Source organism: Nocardiopsis sp. TSRI0078 (genome assembly GCF_001905145.1).
Classification (GTDB): domain Bacteria; phylum Actinomycetota; class Actinomycetes; order Streptosporangiales; family Streptosporangiaceae; genus Nocardiopsis.
This window is the reverse complement of the sequence record NZ_LWLB01000001.1, coordinates 437,091-459,677: the sequence shown is the minus strand read 5'-3', so window position 1 is coordinate 459,677 and position 22,587 is coordinate 437,091. Positions and strand designations below refer to the sequence as shown.

The window sequence follows — 22,587 nt, the reverse complement described above, 5'->3', positions numbered from 1 at the left end:
AACGGAGTCCCATGCCCACCACCCCCGGCCGCACCAGGCTGCGCTGGATCTTCTTAGCGATCATCCTGACGATGCTGCTGGCCTCCCTGGACCAGACCATCGTCGCCACGGCCCTGCCCACCATCGTCGGTGAGCTCAACGGCCTCGAGCACCTGTCCTGGGTCGTCACCGCGTACATGCTCGCCGCCACCGTCGGCATGCCGATCTACGGCAAGGCGGGCGACATCTTCGGCCGCCGCCACGTGTACCTGTTCGCGATCGTGGTCTTCCTGCTCGGTTCCGTGCTGTCGGGACTCGCCCAGGACATGACCCAGCTCATCCTCTTCCGCGCCCTGCAGGGCATCGGAGGCGGCGGTCTGATGATCAGCGCCCAGGCGATCATCGCCGACGTCGTCTCCCCACGGGAGCGCGGCAAGTACATGGGCATCATGGGCGCCGTGTTCGGGGTCTCCTCGATCGCCGGCCCGCTGCTCGGCGGCTTCTTCACCGACCACCTGGACTGGCGCTGGATCTTCTACATCAACCTGCCCCTGGGCGCGGTGGCCCTGGTCGCCGCGGCGACCATGATCCGCCTGCCCAGGCCCGAGGGGCCCAGGCCGAAGCTGGACTACACGGGCACCCTGCTCCTGGCGGCCACGAGCGTGTGCCTGGTGCTGGTGACCAGCTGGGGCGGCCACACCTACGACTGGGTGAGCCCGCAGATCCTCGGCCTGGGAGTCGGAGCGGTCGTGGCGGCGCTCCTGTTCGTGCTGGTGGAGCGGCGCGCGGCCGAGCCGATCATCCCGCTGCGCCTCTTCCGCGACCGCGACTTCGTCCTCACCGCCCTGGTCGGCATCACCGTGGGTATCGCGATGTTCTCCACGGTCTCCTACCTGCCCACGTTCCTGCAGATGGTCAAGGGCGCCACCGCCACCGAGTCCGGGCTGCTCATGCTCCCTATGGTGCTCGGCATGCTCATCAGCACCATCGTGACCGGTCGCCTCATCTCCGCCACCGGACGCTACAAGCACTGGCCCATCATCGGTACCGCCATCATCGTGGTGGGCCTGGTCCTGCTCTCCCGGATGGGCGTCGACACGCCCTACCTCTACAACGGCTCGGCGATGCTGGTCATGGGCCTGGGGGTGGGCATGGTGATGCAGAACCTGGTGCTGATCGTGCAGAACACGGCTCCCCGCCGCGACCTCGGTGCCGCCACCTCGGCGAACAACTACTTCCGCCAGATCGGTGCGTCCTTCGGCATCGCCGTGTTCGGATCGATCTTCGTGTCCCGCCTCAACGAGCGTGTGGCCGACATGCCGGGCGGCGGCCTGGAGTTCGAGGGCGGTGAGGCCGGAATCAGCTCCATGACCCCGCAGATGCTGCAGGACCTGCCCGCCCCGGTGCGCGAGTTCATCGTGGACGCCTTCGCCGGCGCCCTGCCCCCGATCTTCCTCTACGTGGTCCCGATCGCGCTGGTCGGGTTCGCGCTCTCCTGGTTCATCACGGAGAAGCCGCTGGCCACCACCATCGGCGGCGCGGAGCAGGAAGGCGGAGAGGGCGCGCGGCCCGGTCCCCAGGACGGGAGGGACACCAGGAGCTCCGCGTAGGCGCACGGTCTCCACCGCGTCGGCACACCGCGCCACCGCTCCGCCCTCCACCGCACGGCCCCGGCAGGACGGGGGAGGCCGCGTGCCCCCGCAGGGTGTGCTCCACGCCTCGGGAACGCCGTCGGCCCCTCCTCCGTCCCATCCCCGAGGGGCGCTCCGGCGCCCCCGTACCCGGGCCCCTCCAGGGGGCTCGGGGGGATGTCAGGGGAGGCCCAGGGCTCTCCCCGATGGGAATCGTCGTGGGGAGGGGGCAGGGTGGAGACATGAACGAGAACTACCAGAACAAGCGCTTCCGCCGCAGTGGTTCCGACCGTTACCTGGCCGGTGTGTGCGGCGGGATCGCCGAGTTCCTCAACGTCGACTCCAACATCGTCCGCCTGGTCTTCGTGGTCCTGACGGTCCTCGGGTTCAGCGGCGTCTTCGTCTACATCCTGGCCTGGCTGGTCATGCCGGCCGAGAACGAGAAGCGCTCCTTGCTGGAGCAGATCATCCGCAACTTCCAGGGAAAGCCGAGCGAGAACTGATGTGGACCCTCAGAGCACACCCGGGCTGGAAACGCCGTGAGCTGCGTGCCCCGCGGGAGGAGCGCGAGGTCGAGGAGACCCGCGACACCCCCGCGGAGTGCGGCAAGGAGCGCTAGGGCGTCTCCGGCCGGGTCGGAGCCCGCCGCACGACGCCCTAGGGAGCGCTCCCGGTCGCGTTCATCCGCTCGATGGTCTGCCCGGCCATCCGCGACCACGGGATCGCCAGCAGCGTCGCGCAGACGACGCCGAGGGCGCCGGCCGACGCGATGACGACGCCGGTACCGAAGTGCTCGGCGAAGAACCCGGCGACCAGGATGCCCACGCCCTGTGCGGCCTGGAGCCCCGCCGCGACCAGGCCGAAGGCCAGACCGCGGCCCTCCTGGGGCACGCACAGCACGAACGCCGCGTTGGCCACGAACTGGTAGGAGCCCGCGACGCCGCAGAGCGCCAGGGCCGTCACCATCAGCCACAGCGGCGGGTCGGCCAGCCACAGCAGCAGGGGTACGCAGGTGAACACCGCCAGCGGGCCGAGCAGGCGCATACGGGTGGGCGGCGGGATGATCCGTGTCAGGACGAGCCCGCCGACGAAGGCTCCGATCGAGGAGCCCGCCATGATGAACCCGGCGGCGGCCGGGCCCGCGCCGCTCTCCTCGGCCATGGGGTTGGCCAGGCCGTAGGGGATGCCGTACAGCCCGGCGAGCCAGGCGAGCAGCGCCAGGGTGCGCAGGCGCGGGTCGGCGAAGACGAGCTTGGCCCCGTCGCGGGTCATGGCCAGGAACCCGGGACGGTCCTCCTTCTCCGCGCGGGGCGAGGGGCGGGCCTTGACGCCCAGCAGTACGACGACGGCGGACAGCACGAAGAGGATGCCGGTCGACATCACGGTGACGTTGGGGCCCACGTAGGAGACGATCACGCCGCCGGCGACCAGGCCGGCGAGCATGCCGACCTGCGAGGTCAGCTGGATGATGGCGGTGCTCGCCACGTAGCGCTCGCCCTGGACGATCTCGGCCATCATCGCGGCCCGGGCCGCCGCGAAGGGGATCGACGGCACCACGGAGCAGAACAGCAGTATCCAGATGGCCCAGATCGGCATGCCGGGGATGCCGATGAGCACGATGACGGCCGCCCGCGTGATGTCGCAGGCGATCATGACGCGTCGGCGGGGGAAGAGGTCGGCGAGTCCCGCGATCAGGGGGCTGATGATCGGGGGCAGGAAGGTCAGGGCCAGGGTGACGCCCGCGGCGAGCGCCGATCCGGTCACCTGGAAGACGAGGACGCTGGTGGCGATGTTCAGCAGGTTCGTGCCGATCATCGACAGTGCGTGGGCGAGCCAGACGGACCGGAACTCGCGGATCGCCATGACGTCGCGGTAGCTGCTCCGCCAGTCGTCGCTGTTGGGGGCGCTCGAAGACTCGTGGTCTCCGTTGTCAGGTGTGTTGTCGAGGCGCGGATTGGCCACCCGGCACTCCCTTACTGTTACAGGGTTGTAATCACGCTGTGTCGTGTCCCAATAACCAACAGTTCCGGAAGGTGGGGCTCATCGCAAGCCTTTTCCGGAAATTCGTGTCTGATTCGTTGCTGTGAGTAAGGAATGCCAGGGCGGATTCGGCCGTACTCTCCGCAGGTCATGAACGGATCGCTCTCCCAGGTGGGGATATCCGCACGGGAGTCCGGGCGGGGGTCAGGAATGCCAGGTATGTGCGAATAGTCCTCCTGTTTTCACGGAGGGTCGTGCAAAGTCCCCCTTCGTCGGAGTGCTCCTCGCGGGAGGCCGCCCCGCGCGGGGCCGCGGAGGGGAGGAGGGCGGGGCGGGCACGGCGGGTCAGCCCCAGCCGAGTTCGGTCAGCCTGGTGTCGTCGATCCCGAAGTGGTGCGCGATCTCGTGCACCACGGTGACCAGGACCTCCTCGACCACCTGTTCGGGGGTCTCGCAGAAGGCGCAGATGTTGCGCCGGTAGATGAAGATCTGGTCGGGCAGAACCCCGAAGTAGGCGTCCCCGCGCTCGGTCAGCGGGATGCCCTCGTACAGGCCGAGCAGCCCCTCCGGGGACTCCTCCTCGACGGTGATCACCACGTTGTCCATGAGCCCCGCCAGCTCGGGCGGGATCTGGTCCAGTGCGTCGGCGACCAGTTCCTCGAAGTCCCTGCGCGTCAGTTCCACCACACCCGCCATTGTGCTGCCTGACCGAGGCCGGCCGGAAGAGACATAACACTCTGGAGGGGAGGAAACATTGGGAACGGCCTCCCGCGGCGGCATGATGGGGGTGTGTTGTCTTGGGAAGCGATCCGCGGGTACGACTTTCGTGGGGCCCTCCGTCGGCTCCGCGGCACCTTCGACCGGCTGCGCGCGGGACGCGCGTGGAGGTGGGGATGCGTCGTCGTGGCGGGCCTGGTCGGAGGCTGGCTGGGCCTGGCGCTGGGCGGGCAGGTGGTCACCCCCATCGGCCCCGCGGACGTCACCCTGGGGCTGAGCCCCCAGTGGCACGGTGAGACGGTCGTCAACGTCGCCCCGCTGGGGCAGTTGGCGTTCGACACCCACAACGCCCCCCTCAAGCTCGAGGCGACCATCACCGACATCCGGCTGTCCGCCGCCGAGAAGGTCTTCACCGATCCCGACGCCATCAACCGCATGGCCGCGGGTATCGGTTCCGACCTGAGGGCCGGGGTGATCGACCTGCTGGTGCGCGCGGCGCTCGTCGCGGCCCTCGGGGCGGCCGTGACGGGGCTGCTGCTCTTCCGGAACGTGTGGCGGGCCCTGGCCAGCGCGCTCGTCTCGCTGGGCGTGCTCGCGGCCTCCGGCGCCGTCGCCGCCAACACCTTCAACCCCAGCGCCATCGCCGAGCCCCGGTACACGGGCCTGATCGCGGGCGCACCGCAGGTGGTGGGCAGCGCCGAGGAGGTGGTGGGCCGGTTCAGCCAGTACCAGGAGCAGCTGGCGGGCCTGGTCGGCAACGTCGCGATGATCTACGAGGCCACCTCCACCCTCCCCGTCTACGAGGAGGACGAGTCGGTGATCCGTGTGCTGCACGTGTCCGACATCCAGCTGAACCCGGCGTCGTGGAGCATCATCCGCACGCTCAAGGACCAGTACGGGGCCGACATGGTGGTGGACTCGGGAGACCTCACCGACCGCGGCAGCGCGGCCGAGGACGTGTTCGCCGACGAGATCGGCGAGCTGGACGTCCCCTACGTGTGGGTGCGCGGCCGGCACGACTCCATGGGCACGCAGCGCGCGGTGGCGGCGCAGGAGAACGCCGTGGTGCTGGACGGCGACGTCCGAGAGGTGGGCGGCCTGACCTTCTACGGATCGGGGGACCCCAGATACACCCCCGACGCGACCCGCCTCAACCCGAGCGCCTCCGAGGTGGCCGCCCAGGGCGAGGAGGAGGCCGAGGAGGTGGTCCGCTCCCGGGAGGACGTGGACGTGGTCCTGATGCACACGCGCACGCAGGCGGAGGCGTTCGACGGGGTGGTGCCCCTGGTCCTGACGGGTGGCGAGCACCTGCGCTCCACCGAGCTGACCGACCAGGGCACCAGGTTCCTGGTGCAGGGGTCCACCGGCGGCGCGGGACTGCGTGGCCTTGATCACGGATCCGACCGTCCGATCCCGTACCAGGCGTCGGTTCTGTACTTCGACGCCGAAACCGGGCGCCTCCAGGCGCGCGACGACATCGACCTGGGCGGTGTCGGTCTCACGTCGGCGCAGGTCGAGCGGCACATCGAGGCCGACCCGGACCGCCCCGTGGGAGAGTCGGCAGAGAGCCCGGCGGAGGAGACCGGCGACGCCGAGCGCACACCCTGACGGCGATGTTCCCGCAGGTGGGGCGAACTCCGGCCGTCCTGGGGAATCACTTTGGTGTTGGTCGGGTATCTCCCCTATGCTTGGCGTGTCACACGGGCCCCCATCGTCTAGCGGCCTAGGACGCCGCCCTTTCAAGGCGGTAGCGCGGGTTCGAATCCCGTTGGGGGTACGAGGCGGTTCGAGCACTGTCGGACATCTGGCAGAATGAGAAGCGCAGCAACGCGCGGGGTCACAAGCCCGGCGTGACAACAGAACAAGGTCCTGTGGAGCAGTTAGGAGTGCTCGCCACCCTGTCAAGGTGGAGGCCGCGGGTTCAAATCCCGTCAGGACCGCCGTTGCCGAGAGATCGGCGAACGAGGCTAGGTAGCTCAGTTGGTACGAGCGTCCGCCTGAAAAGCGGAAGGTCGGCGGTTCGACCCCGCCCCTAGCCACAACCCACACACATGCAAAAAGGCCCCGCCACCTGTGTAAACAGATGGCGGGGCCTTTTCGTGCGTCGGTGGCTGCCGGTGGGCGGTGGCGGGTCTCGGTGGGTGCCCACGGCCAATGCGCGGCCACGTTCAGGAGCGGCGCAGGGCCTCCTCGATCTGGCGCTTGGCCCGGTCCTCCTCCCCGACGAGGCACTTCGCGTAGATCTTCTTGAGCACGGCCACGCTGTGCCCCGCCCACTGGGCCACGAGCGTCTCTGAGACGCCCGCGTTGAGCCACGTGGACACGCAGGTGTGCCGGAGGTCGTAGGGACGCCTCGCGAGCGGAGAGCGTGCCTCAGCCTCGCTCAGCACCTCCTCGCGTGCCCACGCCCACGCGCGCCGGTAGGTGATCGTCGCGAGGGGACCGCCGCGCACGCCGGTGAACAGCCTCCCCTCCGGGTCGGTGCCGAAGCCCTCCAGGTGTTCCCAGAAGAGCCGGGTCAGCTCCGGCGGGCAGGGGACCGGCCGGACCTCCCCAGCTTCGCGCTGCTTCGGGCCGCGCCGGGTGTCGCGGCTGGTGCCGTCGTCGGTGAACTCCGGCCGTGCGTCGGGGGTGACCTCCTCCACGTAGATCTCGCCCCAGTCGTAGACCGGTGAGCCGGTCGCGTCGACCCGGGGCGCGGGCAGGGACAGGTTGTGCTTGCGCAGGTTCACCGCCTCCTCGGGCCGGAGCGCGGCGTAGTACATCGACCCGAAGAACGCGACCAGCCGCGGACCGGACTTCATGCCCTGTCGCCGCTCGGTCTCCTCGTAGCCGTACTCCCGCACCTTGTCGAGCAGGTTCCGGGCCTGCTCCGGGTTCACCACGCACCGCCGGTCGACCTGGTGGACGGAGCGGGACGTGGTTGCCTCCAGCTCTCCGATCGGGTTCCGTTCGAGCAGGCCCTCGCTCACGGCGTACGCCAGCGCGGCCTTGAGGATGCCGTGGTTGCGCCGCTGGGAGCCGACCACGAGCTTCCTGCCCTCCAGGTCGCGGATGGCCGCGCGCACGGCGGCGTCCGCGACCTTCGGGTCGGCCAGCTCCCCGACCGCGCGGGTGTGCCGGGAGGCCCACCGCAAGGCGTTCTCCACCTCTGGTGGACGCTCCGCCGCCCGGTAGGTCTTGCTGTAGGCCCAACGCCTCAGCGCGGCCCGGAGCAGCGCCGGGTCCGGCATCCCCCGCTCGGTGGTGAACAGCGCCGTCGTCGCCATCATCAGGGCGAACGCGATGTTGCCTCGGTGCTTGGCGGAGATGTCCGGCCACTTGTGGTCCACGTAGGTGACCGCGAAGTCGTACCAGGACATCTCCGGCCGCTCCTCCCGGAGCATGCTCACGGGCAGCCCCTTGGACAGGCTGAACGCCTCGCCCCTGCTCTGGGCCTGCACGAGCTGGGAGCGGAAGGCGTCCGCCTGCGCCCGCTTCTTGAACGGCTCCTTGAACTCCTCGGTGCCGACCTTCCAGCGCACCCGGTAGGTCGTCCCCCGGGTGCCCTTGTAGGTGGTGACCTTCCAAACGGCGACCTTGTAGCTCAGATCGTCAGAGTCGATCATCAGGCGTTGTCCTCAGCGGTGGTCATGAACTTCTCGAACTCCGAACGGCGGATGCGCAGGCTCCCGTTCGGGAGCTTGGCGCACTTGGGGGCGCGCCCCTTCTTGCGCCAGTCGTAGAAGGTGTCGCGGCTGATCATCAGCTCCCCGCAGAACTCGTCCACGGTCAGCCAGCCCCGGGCACGCTGTGCCGGGACGGTGGGGGTCTTGGCCGGTCGCACCCGGCGCGGCTTGGTGCGGTCGGTCATCATGGGAAGTGCTCCTTGCCTCTCACGGGGTTCGGGGCGCGGCTCCGGCGGTGCTTGGCGGTACAGGCCGGGGTCGCTTTTCCTGAGGTGGGCGGCGGCGCTCACCGGGTGAGCCGCCGGTCCCGGCCGTTCATCTCGACACGGGTCGTCATCTCGATCAGCCGCGACGCGATCCGGTCGCCCAGCAGCTCCGGCAGGGCTGCGGGCGGCTCGTTGCTCGTGACGATGACCGGGAGCATGCGGTTGTAGCGGTGGTTGACGATCCGGTACGTCGTCTCCTCGGTCCACAGCGAGGACTTCGTGGTCCCGAGGTCGTCCAGGAGCAGCACGGGCACGCTCAGCACCCGGCGCATGAGCCGCTCCCGCTCCTCGTCCGTGGCCGCTCCGGGCCGGAGAGCGGCGTACAAGTCCGGGAACGTGGTGGCCAGAAAGCCGAACCGTGCGGGGCCGGTCAGAGCGATCCTGCGCACGGCTCCGAACGCCGCGTGGGTCTTCCCGGTGCCGGTGCCGCCCCAGAGCATGAGCGAGGGCGCCTGCGTCACGTCGGCGGCGACCTGGTCGGCCCAATCGCACACCCGGGGGTGCTCCGTCGAGGCGGTCAGGTACCGGGGCGGTGTCGCCCGCTCGAACTTGGTCAGGGCCGCGTTGACCCGCTGCCTGTGGTGGTACTCAGGGTGGCCCGGAAGGTCGGGGTGTGGTGCGTCCTCGACCGGGCCGGGCGTGGTGTCGAGTCCCTTCTCTCGGGTGATGCGCGCCAGTCTGGCGAAGAACTGCGTTTCGGTGGTCGTGTTCATGCGGTGCCTCTCAGGACCAGGGGTCCGGATCGTCGCCGTAATCGCTAGGGTTCCGGTACGGGGTGTGGCCGCCCACGACACGGAGCTGCGGCCGTGGCCGGGTGCGGTTGATCGCGATGCGCAGGGTGTCGGCGGTCAGGGCGAAGCGACCGTCAGCCGCGACGTGTTCGAGCCCCCGGGAGATCTCCTCGTCCGAGTAGCCGTTCCTCAGGGCCTTCTTGACGACGGCGCGGATCTTGTTCCAGTCGCCCATGCCGTTGGTGGCCCGGTGGTAGACGGTCGCGAGCGCGTTGACCCGCTTGTGGTCGATCGGGGCCGGTGAACCGTCCCGTTCTGGAGGGGTGCTCGGGGTCGCCTGTGACGGCTGGTCGCGCGAACCTTCCCTTATAGGGGCCCCGGAACTGGTGACCCCCGTGGGGCACCAGTTCGGGTCATCCCGTGACCCCCGGGTGTCCCCCGTTTCCCGGGAAGCATGTGCTCCCCGGGGGACACCCTCTTCCTGGGAAAGGGTGCTGGGTTCCGTCACCTGTTTCCCCGGAAGCATGTGCTGCCCGGGGGTCACCCGTAGACCGTCCGGTAGGGCAGCCTGGTACGCGGACGGCCTGCCGCGTGCTCCCCGGCGTACCTGGGTCAACAGCCCCGCCGCGACCGCGTCGGCCAGCCGGGCGGAGATGCGTCTCGGGGCCCGGGAGAGCAGGGCCGCGAGGTCGTCTCGGCTGACCTCGACACGGCCGTCCTCGTCCATGTGCTCCGCGAGTACGAGCAGCAGTACGCGCACGCTGTCGGGAACGCGGGCGGTGGCGTAGACGTAGCGCAGCCACCGCCCGCGCACCGTGCTCGGGTCAGCCGGTGCCACTACTCCTCCGAGGCGTTCACGTCGTCCCGGCGCTCGGGGGCGCACCACACGCGGACTCCGACGCCGTCGATCACCGCCCTGGCCGCCGGAGTGTCGCCGTGCAGGAGCTCGACGTCGGCACCCAGGTGCGCGGCCCATTCACGCACGGCCTGGTGGGAGTCGGCGTGCCCCTCCAAGACCTCGTGGTCCAGGGGATAGGAGACGTATAGGCGTAGGAACCTGTGGACCGTGCGCACCCGCCAGGTGACCTCGGGCAGGTCTTCGGCGAGCAGGTCCGCCAGGACCTGAACGGCGTGGCAGCGCACGTCACGGGCGGTGGCGCGGGTGTCGGTGGTCATACTGGTAGTGCTCCTCACTGGAGTGAGAAGGCCCGCCCCGGGTCTTGGTCGGCAAGGGGCGGGCCTTCGTGTTGGACAGGCCGGAGCGCGCGTTGGACGCCCCGGCGCGGTGTTACAGGTCAGAGGGTGTCCAAACCGGTTTGGACGGGGTCTGGACACCCGGTTTGGACAGGGTGTGGACGGCTGCCCGGACTCGGCTTGGACGGGAGCTCCAGACCGTCAGACACCCGCCATCTCGCGGCTCTCCAGCACGGTCCAGGCACCGGAGTCCTCGTGGCGGAGTCGGCCCTCCTCCTCCAGACGGCGAAGCTGGCCGTAGATCCAGGACCGCTTGCGCTCCACGCCCATCTCGGCCAGTTCCGTCTTCAGGTCGAAGGCTCCGAACTCCTTGCCCGGCCCCCATTCCTCCAGCAGGCCCTCAACTGCGGCGCGGGCCTCCTCCGCGCTGGCCTTGGTGCCCTTCTTGCGGGTCGGGAGCGCGAAGTCCTCCCCCTCCTCCAGGGGCGGGATCTCGGTGTCCAGGTCGCCCTCGATCTCCGGGTCGTCGTCCGGGGTCTGGAGCACGACCGGTTCGATGTCCTCGTCCACGATCAGCTCTTCGTCGTCCACGTCGTTCACGGTGTCGGCCATGGCCGGGACCGGCGCGGCGGCCGTGGCGGTCCCGGTGCGGCCCCCGAGGAACTCGGCGTACTCGGCACCGAACGCGGTGCGAGTGACGGCGTCGAGCTTGGCGTCCTGGTCCGGCAGGGCGTCGGCGGCGGCCTTGAGGTCGCGGTTCTCCTCGGCCGGGTCGGTCGAGGGCGGCCCGTAGGTCTTGGCCGCGACCGTGTGCCGGTCCACGTCCACGTGCTCGATCGCGGCGTAGACCGCTCCCGGCCTGGACTTGCGCCAGCGGGACGGGTCGCACCCGGCGTCGGTCACGTAGTCCGGCAGGACGAAGGAGGCGTCCGCGAAGTCGCGGACCCCGAAGCACAGCCCGTCACCCAGGTTGGCGCGGGTGTCGGTGTCGAGGTTGCCCCACGTGGCGCGCTGGAGGCTCAGCTCCAGGTGGATGCCGACCAACCGGGCGACCCGCGCGATCTCCACGATCTCGTCGAAGTCGACGACTTCGGCGGCCTCCTCCACGAGCAGGTAGAGGAAGGTCAGTCCGCACCCGGGCACCCACTGGGCGTGCCCGGCGTCCGCGAGGTGGTTCGCGCGCGCCTTGATCGCGCGCTTGACCGCGTCGAGCTGCCCGCGCGCGGCCTTCTTGGTGTAGGCGGGCCAGCCGATCGCGCCTTCGATCGGACCGAGGGTCTGACGGCCCTTGGCCAGGTCGATCGCGAGGGTGAAGGTGTCGGACCGGGCGGCGACCTGCACCATCTTGACCTTGCCGTACACGCTCTTCCCAGCACCGGCCATGCCGACCGTGAGCGAGTGCCGGTTGGTGATCTGGTTGGTGAAGGTCTCGCCGTCCTCGTAGACACCCAGCTCCAGCGGGTGGTCCGCGATCGAGGTGCCCACGTGCGCCGGGTTGAGCCCCGGCCAGGGGATGAGCTTGCCCATCACGTCCTTCTTGGTGATGACCAGTTCTGCGCGGTCGGCGCGGCCCTGGTCCTCGATCACGCGGATCGCGCCGGGAGCGACCCCGTAGGCGGAGGCCAGCTCCTTGCCGCGCGACTGGAGTTCCTCGGCCGTGGTCCCGTTGTCCAGGGTGAGCCGGTGGCGCTGCTGCATCTCGGTGTCGGAGGTGAGCTTGGCCCGTACGTTCTTCAGGTGCAGCTTGGCGGCGACTTCGTCGAAGGTCGGCAGGATGCGGCCGGTGCCCTTCTCACGGGCGTCTCCGGTGCCCTGGTGGCGCGCCCACAAGTGGATGTTCGCGATCGCGGCGGCGGCCGATCCTCCGATGAGGAGCGCGTCCATCAGCGGCCGTCCGGGACCGAACGCGGTGGCCAGTGCCAGCCAGGCCCCGGCGCCGCCGGTCATGGCGGTGGAGATGTGGTGCGCGTACCAGGTCCGCGCGGCGGTCAGTCGGTGCGCGGCGTAGGTGACCACCCCGCCGGCCGCCGCGATGGCGGCGGCGGCCAGGCCGGTGCCCAGACCGAGGTCGCCCCACATCCAGTGGGTGAGGAACCCGGCCGGGATCAGGGCGGGAGCGGCCATCCAGGGCCGGACGTAGTCCATGGCCGTGTTGCCGCGCCGGACCGGGGTCTCCCGGTTGCCGTCGCGCACCACCAGCTCGTTGCGAGCCATCCGTGTCTCTCCTTCTCGTGTGGTGGGCGGGGGCCGCACGCGATGCGGCCCCCGCGGTTGTGGTGGTGTCAGGCGCTCAGGTCCAGGGCCTTCTTGCGCTTCTTGCGCTTGACCAGGTACTCGAAGTGCTTGTGCAGGCTGGCCCAGGTGCGCACCGCCTCCACGCCCACGACGCGCTGGGCCTCAGCGCAACGGCGCAGGTGCTTGGCCACCGATCGGGCCTTGCGGCGCATGGCCATGCGCGACTCCCCGGACCCGGGCGGCAGCTCCTTCAGGGCGGCCTCCAGCTCCTGTGCGGAGAACTCCAGCTCCATCGCGAGGGCTCGTGCGAGCTTGCGGGTGGTCTCGGTGTAGCGGCGGATGTCCGAGCCGGTCTCGAACTCGATGCTCTCCAGGTCCGACATGATGCGCTTCAGCTCGGAGCGCTCGGTGGGTGCGGACTCAGTCACGGGTCTCCTTCGTGGTCGTGCGGTTGATGACGACGGCGATCACGCCTCGGCCGGGGCCGTAGCGGCGCACGTGGGCGCGGTACAGGTGCGCCCTCCAGGTGCGCCCCAGCCAGCCAGCGCAGTCGGCCAGGGTGTGGCGGATCGGGCGGATGTCCAGCCATGCCGACACCACGGAGTCGGCATGGCAAAGCAGGTGGTCAGCCAGGGATGCGGCGGCCCGCAGGCGGGTGCGCCAGTCGGTGCTGCTCATCCGGTCGCCTCCAGGCCCTCGAACCCGGGAAGGCAGAGCTGGTTGGCGCACACCGGGCAGTAGTCGTGGCTCTGCGTCCGGTGCTTCTTGGGGTCGCGGCACCGCTCGGAGACGGGCGGTGCCACGTCCATCAGGTGACGGGCCTTGTCCGACTCCGCGAGCCGCTTGGTGTAGTGCTCGTCGAACTCCTCGCCGCACGAGCACCGGACCTGGTAGCACCAGGCCTCTCCCTGACTGGTCTCCTCGCGCCAGCGGCGTACCTTCGGGCGGTGGCGAACGGTCACGGCTCGCCCCCGCTCTCCAGCTCCTTGCGGATCCGGCGGACGGTGGACTCTCCCAACCCCAGTTCGGTCGCGATCTCGGCCGTGTGAGCGTCGGGACGGCGGTAGAGGTAGTTCGCGACCCGGCGGCGGTTCTGGAGGCCCTCCAGGCGGCGCCGCTCCTGCGCGGTCAGCACTCGCTCGGGCGACTCCCCGTCGTCGTGCGAGCGGTCCCGCTCGGACGTGCGCTCAGACGGGGTGACCTGTGCCGACTCGGCGTCCGACCCGTCGTCGGCAGGGGAGGCGTCCCCGTGCGAGCGCTCCGGGCCGGTCCCGTGCGAGCGGGTCTCGCCGTGCGAGCGCTCAGACGGGCTCCCGTGCGAGCGCAGGTAGTCGTCGACCTGCTCCGCGAGCTCCTCCCCGACGACCTCCAGAGCCTCTCCGGCGGTGCGGTGGGGCAGTGGAGTGGTCGGTTCCTCGTGCTCCTGGTCCTCGTTGTCGACGGGGACCTCGGTGGCCGTGGTGGTCGTGCCCATGCGCTTCACGAGCTGGCCGATGGCGTCGGCGGATGTGACCGCGATCAGGTACGCGAACCATGAGAACGCGGCCGATCCCAGCGAGGCGACGGCCCCGACCGGGCCGGAGCCGATCGTGGACCCGACGATGCTCACGAGCAGCGGAACCACGATCAGCCCGATCAGCGCGGCGCGGCGGCCACCGGTCGGGAACGCCTGCGACCGGGCCAGCAGGCCCGCCCAGATGATCGCGGCCGTCGACATGCCGGTCAGGGCGACCTCTCCGAGGTAGCCGATACCGGTTGGGGCGGTGGGGTAGTGCGCGGTGACGGCGGCCTCCAGGCCCATCGCGGACCCGACCGACAGCACCAGGGACGCTCCCAGGGACAGGGCCGCGAACCGGCCCCTGCTCCGAACCAGTGTCAGGACGGTGTAGGCCGGATCGGTCGCGGCGCGGGCACGGTCCACAGTCTCAGCGGCCCGAATCGCTTCCTCCGCGCGGCGGTCGGCTTCGCGCTCCGAACGCAGGTAGCGGCGGTGCTCCCAGTCCAGCCGGGCACGGAGCCGGTCGGCCTCCAACCGGTCCGCCAGAGCGCGGGTAGCGGGGTTGAGCCGGGGATCGGCCAACAGTTCCTGACGCGGAACGCTGGCCAGGGACTGGGCCTGCTGGGTACGGGCCTTGAGGTCGGCCACGACGTCGGTGACCTCGGTCGGCTTGTTCTTGGGGGTGCGTCGGAGTTTCACCGGTGCTCCTCCAGCTTGGAAAGGCGGACGAGGGTTTCGAGGTCGGACCTGCGCTCGATCAGCGGGTTACCGATGATCAGGTAGACCAGGGCAGCGGTCAGGAACAGGGCGAACAGCGAGATCAGCGAGGCCATCAGCGACGAACCCCCTTGCGGCGGCGGATGGTGTGGGTGAGGACCAGCCGGGTGCGGCCCCAGCGGCGCACGGTGTTGCGCACCCTGCGGTAGCCAGCGGCGACCCGGAGGGCTCCCAGCACGAGCAGGAGCACCACCCCGGCGGTCGCGATGACGACAGGCAGCAGGTCGGGGGTCATACGGACCACCTCTGGACCACGTCGTGGACGAGGGCCTCGGTGGCGATGTCGGTCAGACGGTCGTCGAGGATGTCGGCTGCGGCCGCCCTGCGGGCGGCGGCCTCCTCGGGGGTCTCGTCGGGCAGTGCGACGGCGAACAGGTCCTCGGTGTCGGTGATGCCGAGAACGTCCAGGGCTGCGGGGGCGACCTCGAACAGCGCCGGGGGAGGGGTGTGGAATTCGTGGACCGTCGGGGACGGCATCATGGTGGTGCGCATGTGCTGCTCCTTGCAGGTGAGCGGGTGCGTAAGAGCCCCGCCGGGCGGCATCCCGGCGGGGCTCGTCTCTGCTTGATCAGTGGTTCGAGCCGTTAGCGGCTTCTCGTGGACCCGGGTGGTCCCGGCCCGGCCCCGCGTGTCCCTTGTTGTGTCGGGAGGCGGGGGCGGACAGGCACCCCTGGGGTGCGGCGCGGCCATGCCATGCGGCCCCTGCTCTTGCTGGGGCGGCGCACCCTTGTCGGGGTGCCGTGGCCACGTCTTCCCTTCGCCGTCCCTTGAGAGCTCGGGATGGGGTCAGGGCGTGCGCGCTATGTGCCTCAAGGGCTTGTCAAAGCTCGTGCGCTCCGGGATTCCACGCGATGGGACAGGGCTCTGCCCTGGTCACCGGAGTCCTCTTCCGGGCTGCGGCCTGTGGCCGTGCAACTGTTATAGCACGCGAGCGTTTGGCGTACTAGTACAGTTGGCATATTCATTGGGCCGCAGCGTGTTGCAGGTCGTAGAGCCCTAGCTCACATGCCTGTACCTCTATGCGTACTAGTACACTGATCGTGTTCACCACGAAGGAGCCACACGTGTCGCCTCAGGTCCAACGCACCGACCCGCCCTACATGCAGGTCGTCAAGCACATCAAGGCCGAGATCGAGTCCGGTGTCCTCCAGGACGGGCAGAAGATCGACTCCGTGCGCGCCATCAGCGCGAAGTGGAAGATCTCGCTGGCGACCGCCACCAAGGTTGTCGGGACGCTCAAGGCTGAGGGCCTGGTGCGCAGCGAACCCGGCAAGGGCAGCATCGTCACCCGCGACCAGGCGGCGGACAGCGCCAAGGACCGTGTGGTCCGCAGCCTGGAAGGCCGGATCTACGCGGCGAACGAGCGTGCCGAGATCCGCGCGGCCGAACTGGTGCCGGCACCCGAGGAAGTCGCGGACGCCCTCGGCGTTTCCGCAGGCACGAACGTCATCCGGCGTCAGCGGGTCACCCTCCGGGATGACGTGCCCTCCTCAGCCAGCACGTCCTGGTTCAACGGAGAGCTGGCCGAAAGCGCACCGCTGCTCCTGGAGGCGAAGCGGCTGCCCCAGGGCACCCCGAAGTACGTCCAGGAGAAGACGGGCCTCACACCCGCCACCGGCAAGGACCAGCTCCGCGCCGACATCGCCTCGGAGGAGGACTCCGCAGCGCTGGGCATCCCGCTCGGTTCCCCGGTCCTGCGCAAGCAGAACTGGGTGTTCAACGCCGAAGGCGACGTGATCGAGTTCGGCCAGTCCGTCTCCGTGGCCCGTCGCTGGGCCACCTACAACTACGAGATCTCCAGGTAGGAGCGACATGGAACTGCTGCACTCGGGCAAGGTGCGCGACGTCTACGCCGACGGTGACGACCTCATCCTGGTGGCCTCGGACCGCGTGAGCGTCTACGACGTCGTGCTGCCCACCCCCATCCCCGACAAGGGCAAGGTTCTGACCCAGCTCTCGCTGTGGTGGTTCGATCAGCTCGCCGACGTGGTGCCCAACCACGTCATCTCCGCCACCGACGTTCCGGAGGAGTGGGCCGGGCGTGCCGTGCGCTGCCAGAAGCTCAGCATGCTTCCTGTGGAGTGGATCGCCCGCGGCTACCTCGCGGGCCTGGGGCTCAAGGAGTACGAGAAGCAGGGCACGGTCTCGGGGATCCAGCTCCCCGAGGGCCTGGTGGAGGCGTCCAAGCTCCCCGAACCGATCTTCACCCCCACGACCAAGGCGACCGAGGGCCACGACGAGTTCATCACCTTCGCCGACGTTGTCGAGGAGATCGGCCAGGAGACCGCCGACCGCCTGCGCACGGTGACCCTGGACGTGTACAAGCGCGGCGCGGAGATCGCGGCTGAGCGCGGCATCATCATCGCTGACACCAAGCTGGAGTTCGGCCGCGCGGCGGACGGTACTCTCGTGCTCGCCGACGAAGTGCTGACCTCCGACTCCTCGCGGTTTTGGCCTGCGGACGACTGGCAGCCGGGCAGGCCCCAGCACGCGTTCGACAAGCAGTTCGTGCGGGACTGGTCCAGCACGGTCACCGACTGGGACCGTACGCCTCCCGGTCCTGAGATCCCGGATGAGATCGTAGAGGCGACCCGGGCCCGGTACATCGAGGTCTACGAGCGGATCACCGGCAAGCGCTGGGAGGCGTGAGCATGTATCAGAGCTACGACCGCAACAAGCTCGTGCGGCAGGTGCGGGAACTCCTGGAGAGCGAGGGCCTTCAGCCGGTTGCGCAGGACGACCCGAAGCCGGAGCAGGCCGCCATGCTGATGCTGCGTTCCTTCGGAGTGGCGCCCGTCGTTGACCAGGTGGAAGCCCTCAAGGGAGCGATGAACCGCACCTGGGAAGAAGCTGACGAGAAGCGTTCGGGTTGCCGCTCGAAGGATTAGTTAGACAGGAAAAAGGAAGCCCGGGTCGTTTGATCCGGGTTTTTCTGTGTTCCCCCCTTCTAGGGGAATAGAAGCTTCCTTCTCTTCAAGGAATCAGAGGATACGGAGACGACATAAGGGCCATTGGCTCCGCGTGCCATATTCCCGATCTTCGTGCCCATGGAAATGAACAAATCGGCCATTTGTGGCCCCGTCATGTGTCGGTTCTTTAGGCCGAAGACGCGAGAGTTGTTCATGTAGATGCATCGGGCTTCGAGCGGGTTTGAGGCAATTCTCAGGTCCTTGCACAAAAGCACGTCACCGTTGCTTGTGGCTTCGGATATCCATTGGACGTCTTGGATGTTCTGAGAAGCCTGCTTGCCGTACCGCTCATCCATCGTTTCCAGGCGCCACCCTTGTTCCCTGAGGGCTTTGGCTACGATACGGGATCCGAGGCCTCTATCGAGAAAGAACGTCAGGCCATCAAGGGGGGGAGTCATTGATTCCTCGACTAAGCTGCGCCTGAAATTATAGATTCCACTTCGCTGATCTCGAGTTCATAGTCGTATGCCAGGTCTTCGCTGCTCTCGCCAGCGGTTGAGCGATCAATGATATCGCTCACGCGGATCCCTCTTCTGGCTACAGTGGGCTTCCCGCCGTTGATCCTTGGGTCAACAAAGATGTCGGCATTCTTCCATGTTGGCAAGTGGATGACTTTGGCCCATCCATCTTCGTAACTGACTCGAACCAGGTAGTCTTTGACTACCTCGCGAAAAACGCCCTGGCCGTTGCGTAGGACGACAAGTTCGTCCACGACTTCTTTTTCCAAGGGGTTGTCAGTGGTTTCTCTGTATTCCCAGAGAACCTCAGCGCCGTCCGTCATCAGTTGTTCGCTGGCTAGCGCCTGAGGTAGGCCAATTTGTTCTTCGAGGCGCCGCAAGGCAGGCCTGATCCTTTGCATTGGTACTCCGGCCTGGCGGAATGCTGCAAGCATGTATGACTCGGCTAGGCCTACAAAAGGAATGCTCGGTCCGCGCCCATTGGCGGTGGGGATGGTTGTGATGAGCGCCTTCGAGGAGGTGTCGTACCTCCCCGGTCGCTTAATGATGTAACCCTTGGCCCAGTTGCGCAGGGTGTTTGGTCGGATGCCTATTAGGCGCGCAACCTCTGGGCGATGGTAGATCGGTGTAGTGTAGGCCGGATCGTCGAGCGGAGGAACGCTCGCGAGTGTGCGAGGCATGGTAGGTCCTCCTCTGGCTAGCTCGCTGGAGGGCCAGTATTGCATCTCAGCAGGAGCCTGTACTGTCTTGGGCTACCTTGGCCGTACCGGCTCTCTACCCCCAGCTTGGCTGGCGAACCGCAGGGAGCTCAAGGGGTGACTCTGCTGCATGGTTGCTCGGGAACCGCAAGCAGTGACGGCTAATATGCGGCCAAGTTCGACTACGTCCGAGACTATGGAGCTGTCGATCCAGGTCAGCGCAGGTGCTTCTCTGGTCAGTGTGGCCTACTGAAAAGCGGAAGGTCGGCGGTTCGACCCCGCCCCTAGCCACGCACACTGAGCAGTACCGGCGCCCGGAGACCATGGCTCCGGGCGTTTTTCGTGCCCCGTTGACAGCAACGTGACAGTAACCGGTTCAGCCGAGCGCTTCCCCGAGCTTCCCCAGTGCCCGCCGCTTGTCGTCGAGTGAGGCGTGCGCGTAGATGGTCATCGTGACCCCGATGTCGCTGTGCCCGACGATCTCCCGGACCACCTGTGGCGGCACCTCCAGGTTCAGCAGCAGCGTCACGCACGTGTGCCGAAGGTTGTGGAAGCGCACCCCTTCCAGGCCGGCCTCGCGCCGCAGCGGCTCCCAGCTCCGCCGAAGGTTGTCCGGCTCCAGGGGAGTCCCCCTGCGGGAGGGGAAGACGAGTCCGTGTTCCTCCCAGCCGGGGAAGGCGTCCGAGCGTTCGAGGAACTGCCGCTTCCGGTGCGCCTTGAGCGCGTCCACGCAGAAGCCGGGGAGGGGGACGGTCCGCGCCGAGTCGTCGGTCTTGGGCGGTACCAGGGAGAGCTTTCCGCCTACCCGTTGCAGGGTGTGGACCACCTCCAGACGACCCGCCTCCAGGTCGACGTCACACCAGCGCAGCCCGAGCAGTTCGCCCCGACGAAGGCCCAGGCACAGCGCCAGGACGTAGAGGGCGTGGAACCGGTCGTTCTCCGACGCCTTGAGCAGACGCCGGGACTGGGCGACGTCCAGGCCCCGGTTCACCGCGTAGCGCGGGGGAGAGACCTTGACCAGGGACGCCACGTTGCGCGGGATCACCTCCTCACGGACCGCCGTTTGGAGCGCGTTGCGCAAGACGGCGTGGATGGACTGCACCATGCGCGCGGAGAGCCTGTGCTCGCAGCATTGGGGTTGGGGGAGCGCGCAGCAGCGGGGTTCGTCCCGGGCGGCGTCGATGCCGTTGCGGCAGCACTGGCACAGTTGCCGAATGTTCGTGACGAAGGACCGCACATCCCGAACGGTGAGCTTGGCCAGCCGCTTCTTTCCCAAGCTGGGGACGAGGTAGCGACGGACGACGCCTTCGTACCCCTGCACGGTCTTGGGGCGGCGTTCGGCGCGCACGACGTGTTCCAGCCAGTAGTCCAGGTACTCGGCCACCGTCCAGTTCTCCGAAGCGACGGGGATGCCTCGGTCGGAGTCGGCCAGAAGCCTGTTCAGCTTGGTCCGGGCGTCCGCCTGGTCGCGGCCGTAGCCCTGTACGCGCTTGTAGGTGCCCCCGGTGGTCAGCACGTACCCCGCGAAGGCCCAGCGGCCGTCCTTGCGCTGCCAGACGCTTCCCTCGCCGTTGGCGCGCCTGCGACCCCTGCGACGGCTGGTGTTGCTCTCAGAAGCGCTCACGCGGCGTCCTCCAGGGCTTCCAGGCACTCGGGGAGCGCGGCGACGGGGACCAGGCGGCGACGCCCGATCTTGACGGTGCGGAGGGTGCGGGAGCGGATGAGGTTGTAGATCATCCAGCGGCTCACCCGCAGACGCTCGGCGGCCTCTTCGACGGTCAGGAGGAGTTCGGTCATGATCACGCTGCTTCCTGCTCAGGAGTTGCCGAAAGTTCGGGAGTGCGTGCGGCGTCGAGTTGGGCGCGGCGTTTGAGTGCTTCACCCACCGCGCGGAGGAGGCGTTGCTCCCGAGGGGCCACGTCGGGATCAGTGGGGCGTGCCAGTTCCCAGGCGAAGGAGCCCGAGGAGACCGAGGCCAGCACCGGGGAACGCGGGTTGTCCTCGTCCGCCTGGTCCTCGTTGGCGGGGTCGACACCGAGGGCGTTGAGGACCCAGGCCAAGCGGTCCGCCTTGTGGTCGGCCAGGGTCTTTCCCGACCACTTGCGCGAGACCAGGACGCGGCGGCCCGCGTAGCCCAGGTGTTCGCGGCGGTGCGCCTTGGACCGGCAGAACCCGGGACGCAGACCGGCTTTGGGCTGGTCGGGTTGGATGCCGTACCGGAGCCAGTTGGAGCACCGGGGCGAGCACGGCTCGAAGCGCAGCGCCTCCAGGAGCCGGTCCACGTGCTGTTCCTGCGAGATCGTTTCGACGGTGTGGCAGTCGGCGATGTCCTTGGTCAGGTACTTCGCCAGGTAGCGCACACACCGGGACGCGTCCTCGGACCCGGCCACGACCCCTTTGGCGTCCACCTGTCGGCCGAAGCGGACCACGTGGAAGGGCTCCGCGTCCGGGTCATCATCGAGGGTGTCCAGTGCCTCGTCCCAAGTGGGCAGCACTTCACCCGTGGCCGGGTCGAGGTAGGTCCCGGCGTCCTCGTCCCAGACCGGCAGGTGGTCGCCCTCGAAGCGGACCGTGTCAGCGGCGGGCCACCACACCTGGTGGTAGGTCGCGGCGGCGATCTGGCGCAGCTCGGCCCGAGGAATCGTGCCACGGGTGGCCATATGCAGATGCGGAGTCAACCGCCGTTGGGGTTCCACGGCCGCGAAGTACTGGACATTGAACCCCGCGACCCGTCGGAGGTTCTGCACGAACCGGTCGATGAGCTTGGAGAAGTGCAGGGTGTCCCGAGCGGCCCGCCGGTAGTCATACGTCGAGGGATCCACTGGAGTGCCGTCCGAGCGCACCCGCCCGTAGGAGTCCAACGTCAGGGTGATGAACAGCGAGGGCCGGAACACCTTGCCCGAGGCAGGATCGGTGAACGCGCGGCCGACCGTCTTCCTCGTCATGGGTCGCTTGGGAAGGTCGGGCACGTCCTGACGCCGCTTGGTCGAGCGCACTCGCCGGGTCCCGGACGAGGCCGGGGAGTCTGTGGAGCGGGTGATGGAGCCGCGTAGGCCGGAGGCGGTGATCTCCTCGTCCAGGTCCGCGATCGCCACATCCAACGCGGACAGATCCTCGACCGAGGCCGACCCCGTGGCGGCGAGGCGATCCCGTTCGGCGGTCACCACGGCCCGCTGCTCCACCCACGAGCGCTGTTCCTCGGACGGCGGGTCAGGTTCCACGACGGGTTCCTCAGCCAGGTGCCAACCCTCCTCGCACTGGATCCGCCGCAGCGACCGCTTCCTTTTAGCGCAGGCCGGGCACCGGGATTCCAGCGTGGACCCGCACGGAACGTCGATCACCTCACTGGCACCGGTCGCGATGTTCGTGCGTCGAAGGGACACGGGGCGGATGCACACGCCGTGGTCGGCGGCGACCTGTTCGGCCACCTCACGGGCCAGCGGTTGCGCGAGGCGTTCGGCCCGGGTGGACTTACCGGTAGGCGTCGGCATCAGCCCACCCCCACAACCACAGACCGGGAGACCCCCACCCGATGAGCCCCACCCGATCCTCGGACCGCTGGCTCCTGCGAGGCATGATCAACTTTGGCTTCCCCTACTTCGTGGGGATGCTGTTGCTGAGCTACGTGAATCCCGTGGCTGCCTTGGCGTGGATGGGTGTTTACTACGCGGCTCTGTTCGGCTGGGCCGCGTGGGAGCGTTACGGGCGTAAGAAGAGTGCCCAGCAGCCCGCGCCCTCCGAAGACGAGGGGCCTGCCTCGTAGCCCGTTGCCAGCCTGACCGAGTA

Annotated in this window: 27 protein-coding genes and 3 tRNA genes; 10 read left to right on the top strand and 20 right to left on the bottom strand. The window is 68.7% G+C overall.

Translation table 11 applies throughout. The annotated features are described in order from the left end of the window. Positions 1-11: 11 nt before the first annotated feature. The gene (locus A6A08_RS02120; RefSeq protein WP_073700768.1) at positions 12-1,589 is read left to right on the top strand and encodes an MDR family MFS transporter; all 1,578 of its coding nucleotides are present in this window, start codon (positions 12-14) and stop codon (positions 1,587-1,589) included. Between the two features lie 263 nt (positions 1,590-1,852). After that, entirely contained in the window at positions 1,853-2,113 is a 261-nt protein-coding gene (locus tag A6A08_RS02115) for a PspC domain-containing protein (protein WP_073700767.1), read from the top strand. A gap of 154 nt (positions 2,114-2,267) precedes the next feature. Here the strand turns inward: A6A08_RS02115 and A6A08_RS02110 are convergent, their stop codons facing one another. Continuing rightward, positions 2,268-3,572 (bottom strand): MFS transporter, encoded by a 1,305-nt coding sequence (locus tag A6A08_RS02110; protein ID WP_073700766.1) that lies wholly within the window; start codon positions 3,570-3,572, stop codon positions 2,268-2,270. Between the two features lie 363 nt (positions 3,573-3,935). Further along, complete coding sequence (locus A6A08_RS02105; RefSeq protein ID WP_073700765.1) at positions 3,936-4,286, bottom strand: metallopeptidase family protein; 351 nt, start codon at positions 4,284-4,286, stop codon at positions 3,936-3,938. A gap of 96 nt (positions 4,287-4,382) precedes the next feature. Here A6A08_RS02105 and A6A08_RS02100 point away from each other — a divergent pair, with 96 nt between their 5' ends. The 4 genes from A6A08_RS02100 (at position 4,383) to A6A08_RS02085 (ending at position 6,346) form a co-directional block, all read left to right on the top strand. After that, on the top strand, positions 4,383-5,915 hold the full coding sequence (locus A6A08_RS02100) for a metallophosphoesterase (RefSeq protein WP_073700764.1): 1,533 nt from the start codon (positions 4,383-4,385) through the stop codon (positions 5,913-5,915). 96 nt (positions 5,916-6,011) lie between these two features. Then, a tRNA-Glu gene (locus A6A08_RS02095) sits at positions 6,012-6,084 on the top strand. An 88-nt stretch (positions 6,085-6,172) separates the two neighbouring features. Next, a tRNA-Asp gene (locus tag A6A08_RS02090) sits at positions 6,173-6,247 on the top strand. A gap of 25 nt (positions 6,248-6,272) precedes the next feature. Beyond that, positions 6,273-6,346: transfer RNA gene (locus A6A08_RS02085), tRNA-Phe, on the top strand. Positions 6,347-6,475: 129 nt separating this feature from the next. Here A6A08_RS02085 and A6A08_RS02080 read toward each other — a convergent pair. The 13 genes from A6A08_RS02080 to A6A08_RS02025 all read right to left on the bottom strand — a co-directional run bounded on the left by A6A08_RS02080 (position 6,476) and on the right by A6A08_RS02025 (position 15,168). Beyond that, the gene (locus A6A08_RS02080; RefSeq protein ID WP_073700763.1) at positions 6,476-7,915 is read right to left on the bottom strand and encodes a tyrosine-type recombinase/integrase; all 1,440 of its coding nucleotides are present in this window, start codon (positions 7,913-7,915) and stop codon (positions 6,476-6,478) included. Beyond that, positions 7,915-8,163 carry a helix-turn-helix transcriptional regulator gene (locus A6A08_RS02075; protein ID WP_375539649.1) on the bottom strand — a complete coding sequence of 83 codons (249 nt, stop codon included), beginning with the start codon at positions 8,161-8,163 and terminating at the stop codon, positions 7,915-7,917. The genes A6A08_RS02080 and A6A08_RS02075 overlap by 1 nt, the downstream gene beginning before the upstream one ends. A gap of 98 nt (positions 8,164-8,261) precedes the next feature. Next, entirely contained in the window at positions 8,262-8,954 is a 693-nt protein-coding gene (locus A6A08_RS02070) for an ATP-binding protein (RefSeq protein WP_073700762.1), read from the bottom strand. A 10-nt stretch (positions 8,955-8,964) separates the two neighbouring features. Further along, positions 8,965-9,810 carry a hypothetical protein gene (locus tag A6A08_RS02065; RefSeq protein WP_073700761.1) on the bottom strand — a complete coding sequence of 282 codons (846 nt, stop codon included), beginning with the start codon at positions 9,808-9,810 and terminating at the stop codon, positions 8,965-8,967. Next, positions 9,810-10,148: a hypothetical protein gene (locus A6A08_RS02060; protein ID WP_073700760.1), complete on the bottom strand. Its 339-nt coding sequence runs from the start codon at positions 10,146-10,148 to the stop codon at positions 9,810-9,812. Before A6A08_RS02060 ends, A6A08_RS02065 begins: the two co-directional genes overlap by 1 nt. A gap of 219 nt (positions 10,149-10,367) precedes the next feature. Further along, the gene (locus tag A6A08_RS02055) at positions 10,368-12,380 is read right to left on the bottom strand and encodes a hypothetical protein (RefSeq protein ID WP_073700759.1); all 2,013 of its coding nucleotides are present in this window, start codon (positions 12,378-12,380) and stop codon (positions 10,368-10,370) included. Positions 12,381-12,448: 68 nt separating this feature from the next. After that, positions 12,449-12,829 carry a hypothetical protein gene (locus A6A08_RS02050; RefSeq protein WP_242422055.1) on the bottom strand — a complete coding sequence of 127 codons (381 nt, stop codon included), beginning with the start codon at positions 12,827-12,829 and terminating at the stop codon, positions 12,449-12,451. Continuing rightward, on the bottom strand, positions 12,822-13,079 hold the full coding sequence (locus tag A6A08_RS02045) for a hypothetical protein (RefSeq protein WP_073700758.1): 258 nt from the start codon (positions 13,077-13,079) through the stop codon (positions 12,822-12,824). Before A6A08_RS02045 ends, A6A08_RS02050 begins: the two co-directional genes overlap by 8 nt. After that, a complete protein-coding gene (locus A6A08_RS02040; protein WP_073700757.1) occupies positions 13,076-13,363 on the bottom strand; it encodes a hypothetical protein in 288 nt (95 codons plus the stop codon). The genes A6A08_RS02045 and A6A08_RS02040 overlap by 4 nt, the downstream gene beginning before the upstream one ends. Continuing rightward, a complete protein-coding gene (locus A6A08_RS02035; protein WP_073700756.1) occupies positions 13,360-14,598 on the bottom strand; it encodes a winged helix-turn-helix domain-containing protein in 1,239 nt (412 codons plus the stop codon). The genes A6A08_RS02040 and A6A08_RS02035 overlap by 4 nt, the downstream gene beginning before the upstream one ends. Next, positions 14,595-14,732: a hypothetical protein gene (locus A6A08_RS28100; protein ID WP_199866817.1), complete on the bottom strand. Its 138-nt coding sequence runs from the start codon at positions 14,730-14,732 to the stop codon at positions 14,595-14,597. The genes A6A08_RS02035 and A6A08_RS28100 overlap by 4 nt, the downstream gene beginning before the upstream one ends. Then, entirely contained in the window at positions 14,732-14,911 is a 180-nt protein-coding gene (locus tag A6A08_RS02030) for a hypothetical protein (RefSeq protein WP_073700755.1), read from the bottom strand. Before A6A08_RS02030 ends, A6A08_RS28100 begins: the two co-directional genes overlap by 1 nt. Beyond that, a complete protein-coding gene (locus A6A08_RS02025; RefSeq protein WP_073700754.1) occupies positions 14,908-15,168 on the bottom strand; it encodes a hypothetical protein in 261 nt (86 codons plus the stop codon). The genes A6A08_RS02030 and A6A08_RS02025 overlap by 4 nt, the downstream gene beginning before the upstream one ends. Before the next feature lie 572 nt (positions 15,169-15,740). Here A6A08_RS02025 and A6A08_RS02020 point away from each other — a divergent pair. The 3 genes from A6A08_RS02020 to A6A08_RS02010 are packed head-to-tail and all read left to right on the top strand — an operon-like array spanning position 15,741 to position 17,564. Beyond that, entirely contained in the window at positions 15,741-16,481 is a 741-nt protein-coding gene (locus A6A08_RS02020; protein WP_073700753.1) for a GntR family transcriptional regulator, read from the top strand. A 7-nt stretch (positions 16,482-16,488) separates the two neighbouring features. Further along, positions 16,489-17,325: a phosphoribosylaminoimidazolesuccinocarboxamide synthase gene (locus A6A08_RS02015; RefSeq protein ID WP_073700752.1), complete on the top strand. Its 837-nt coding sequence runs from the start codon at positions 16,489-16,491 to the stop codon at positions 17,323-17,325. 2 nt (positions 17,326-17,327) lie between these two features. After that, a complete protein-coding gene (locus A6A08_RS02010; protein WP_073700751.1) occupies positions 17,328-17,564 on the top strand; it encodes a hypothetical protein in 237 nt (78 codons plus the stop codon). Positions 17,565-17,623: 59 nt separating this feature from the next. On the opposite strand, the gene A6A08_RS27850 is transcribed toward A6A08_RS02010, so the two are convergent. From A6A08_RS27850 to A6A08_RS01990, 5 genes are all read right to left on the bottom strand, one after another. Beyond that, on the bottom strand, positions 17,624-18,043 hold the full coding sequence (locus A6A08_RS27850; protein WP_158069246.1) for a hypothetical protein: 420 nt from the start codon (positions 18,041-18,043) through the stop codon (positions 17,624-17,626). Between the two features lie 11 nt (positions 18,044-18,054). Beyond that, entirely contained in the window at positions 18,055-18,783 is a 729-nt protein-coding gene (locus A6A08_RS02005; protein WP_073700750.1) for a DUF433 domain-containing protein, read from the bottom strand. A gap of 394 nt (positions 18,784-19,177) precedes the next feature. Further along, complete coding sequence (locus tag A6A08_RS02000; protein ID WP_073700749.1) at positions 19,178-20,425, bottom strand: tyrosine-type recombinase/integrase; 1,248 nt, start codon at positions 20,423-20,425, stop codon at positions 19,178-19,180. Further along, positions 20,422-20,598, bottom strand: coding sequence for a helix-turn-helix domain-containing protein (locus tag A6A08_RS01995; RefSeq protein WP_073701062.1), 177 nt, complete (start codon positions 20,596-20,598; stop codon positions 20,422-20,424). The genes A6A08_RS02000 and A6A08_RS01995 overlap by 4 nt, the downstream gene beginning before the upstream one ends. A gap of 2 nt (positions 20,599-20,600) precedes the next feature. After that, entirely contained in the window at positions 20,601-22,292 is a 1,692-nt protein-coding gene (locus tag A6A08_RS01990; protein ID WP_073700748.1) for a replication initiator, read from the bottom strand. 83 nt (positions 22,293-22,375) lie between these two features. Between A6A08_RS01990 and A6A08_RS01985 the strand changes: the two genes are divergently transcribed. Further along, the gene (locus A6A08_RS01985) at positions 22,376-22,564 is read left to right on the top strand and encodes a hypothetical protein (protein ID WP_143181634.1); all 189 of its coding nucleotides are present in this window, start codon (positions 22,376-22,378) and stop codon (positions 22,562-22,564) included. Positions 22,565-22,587: the final 23 nt, after the last annotated feature.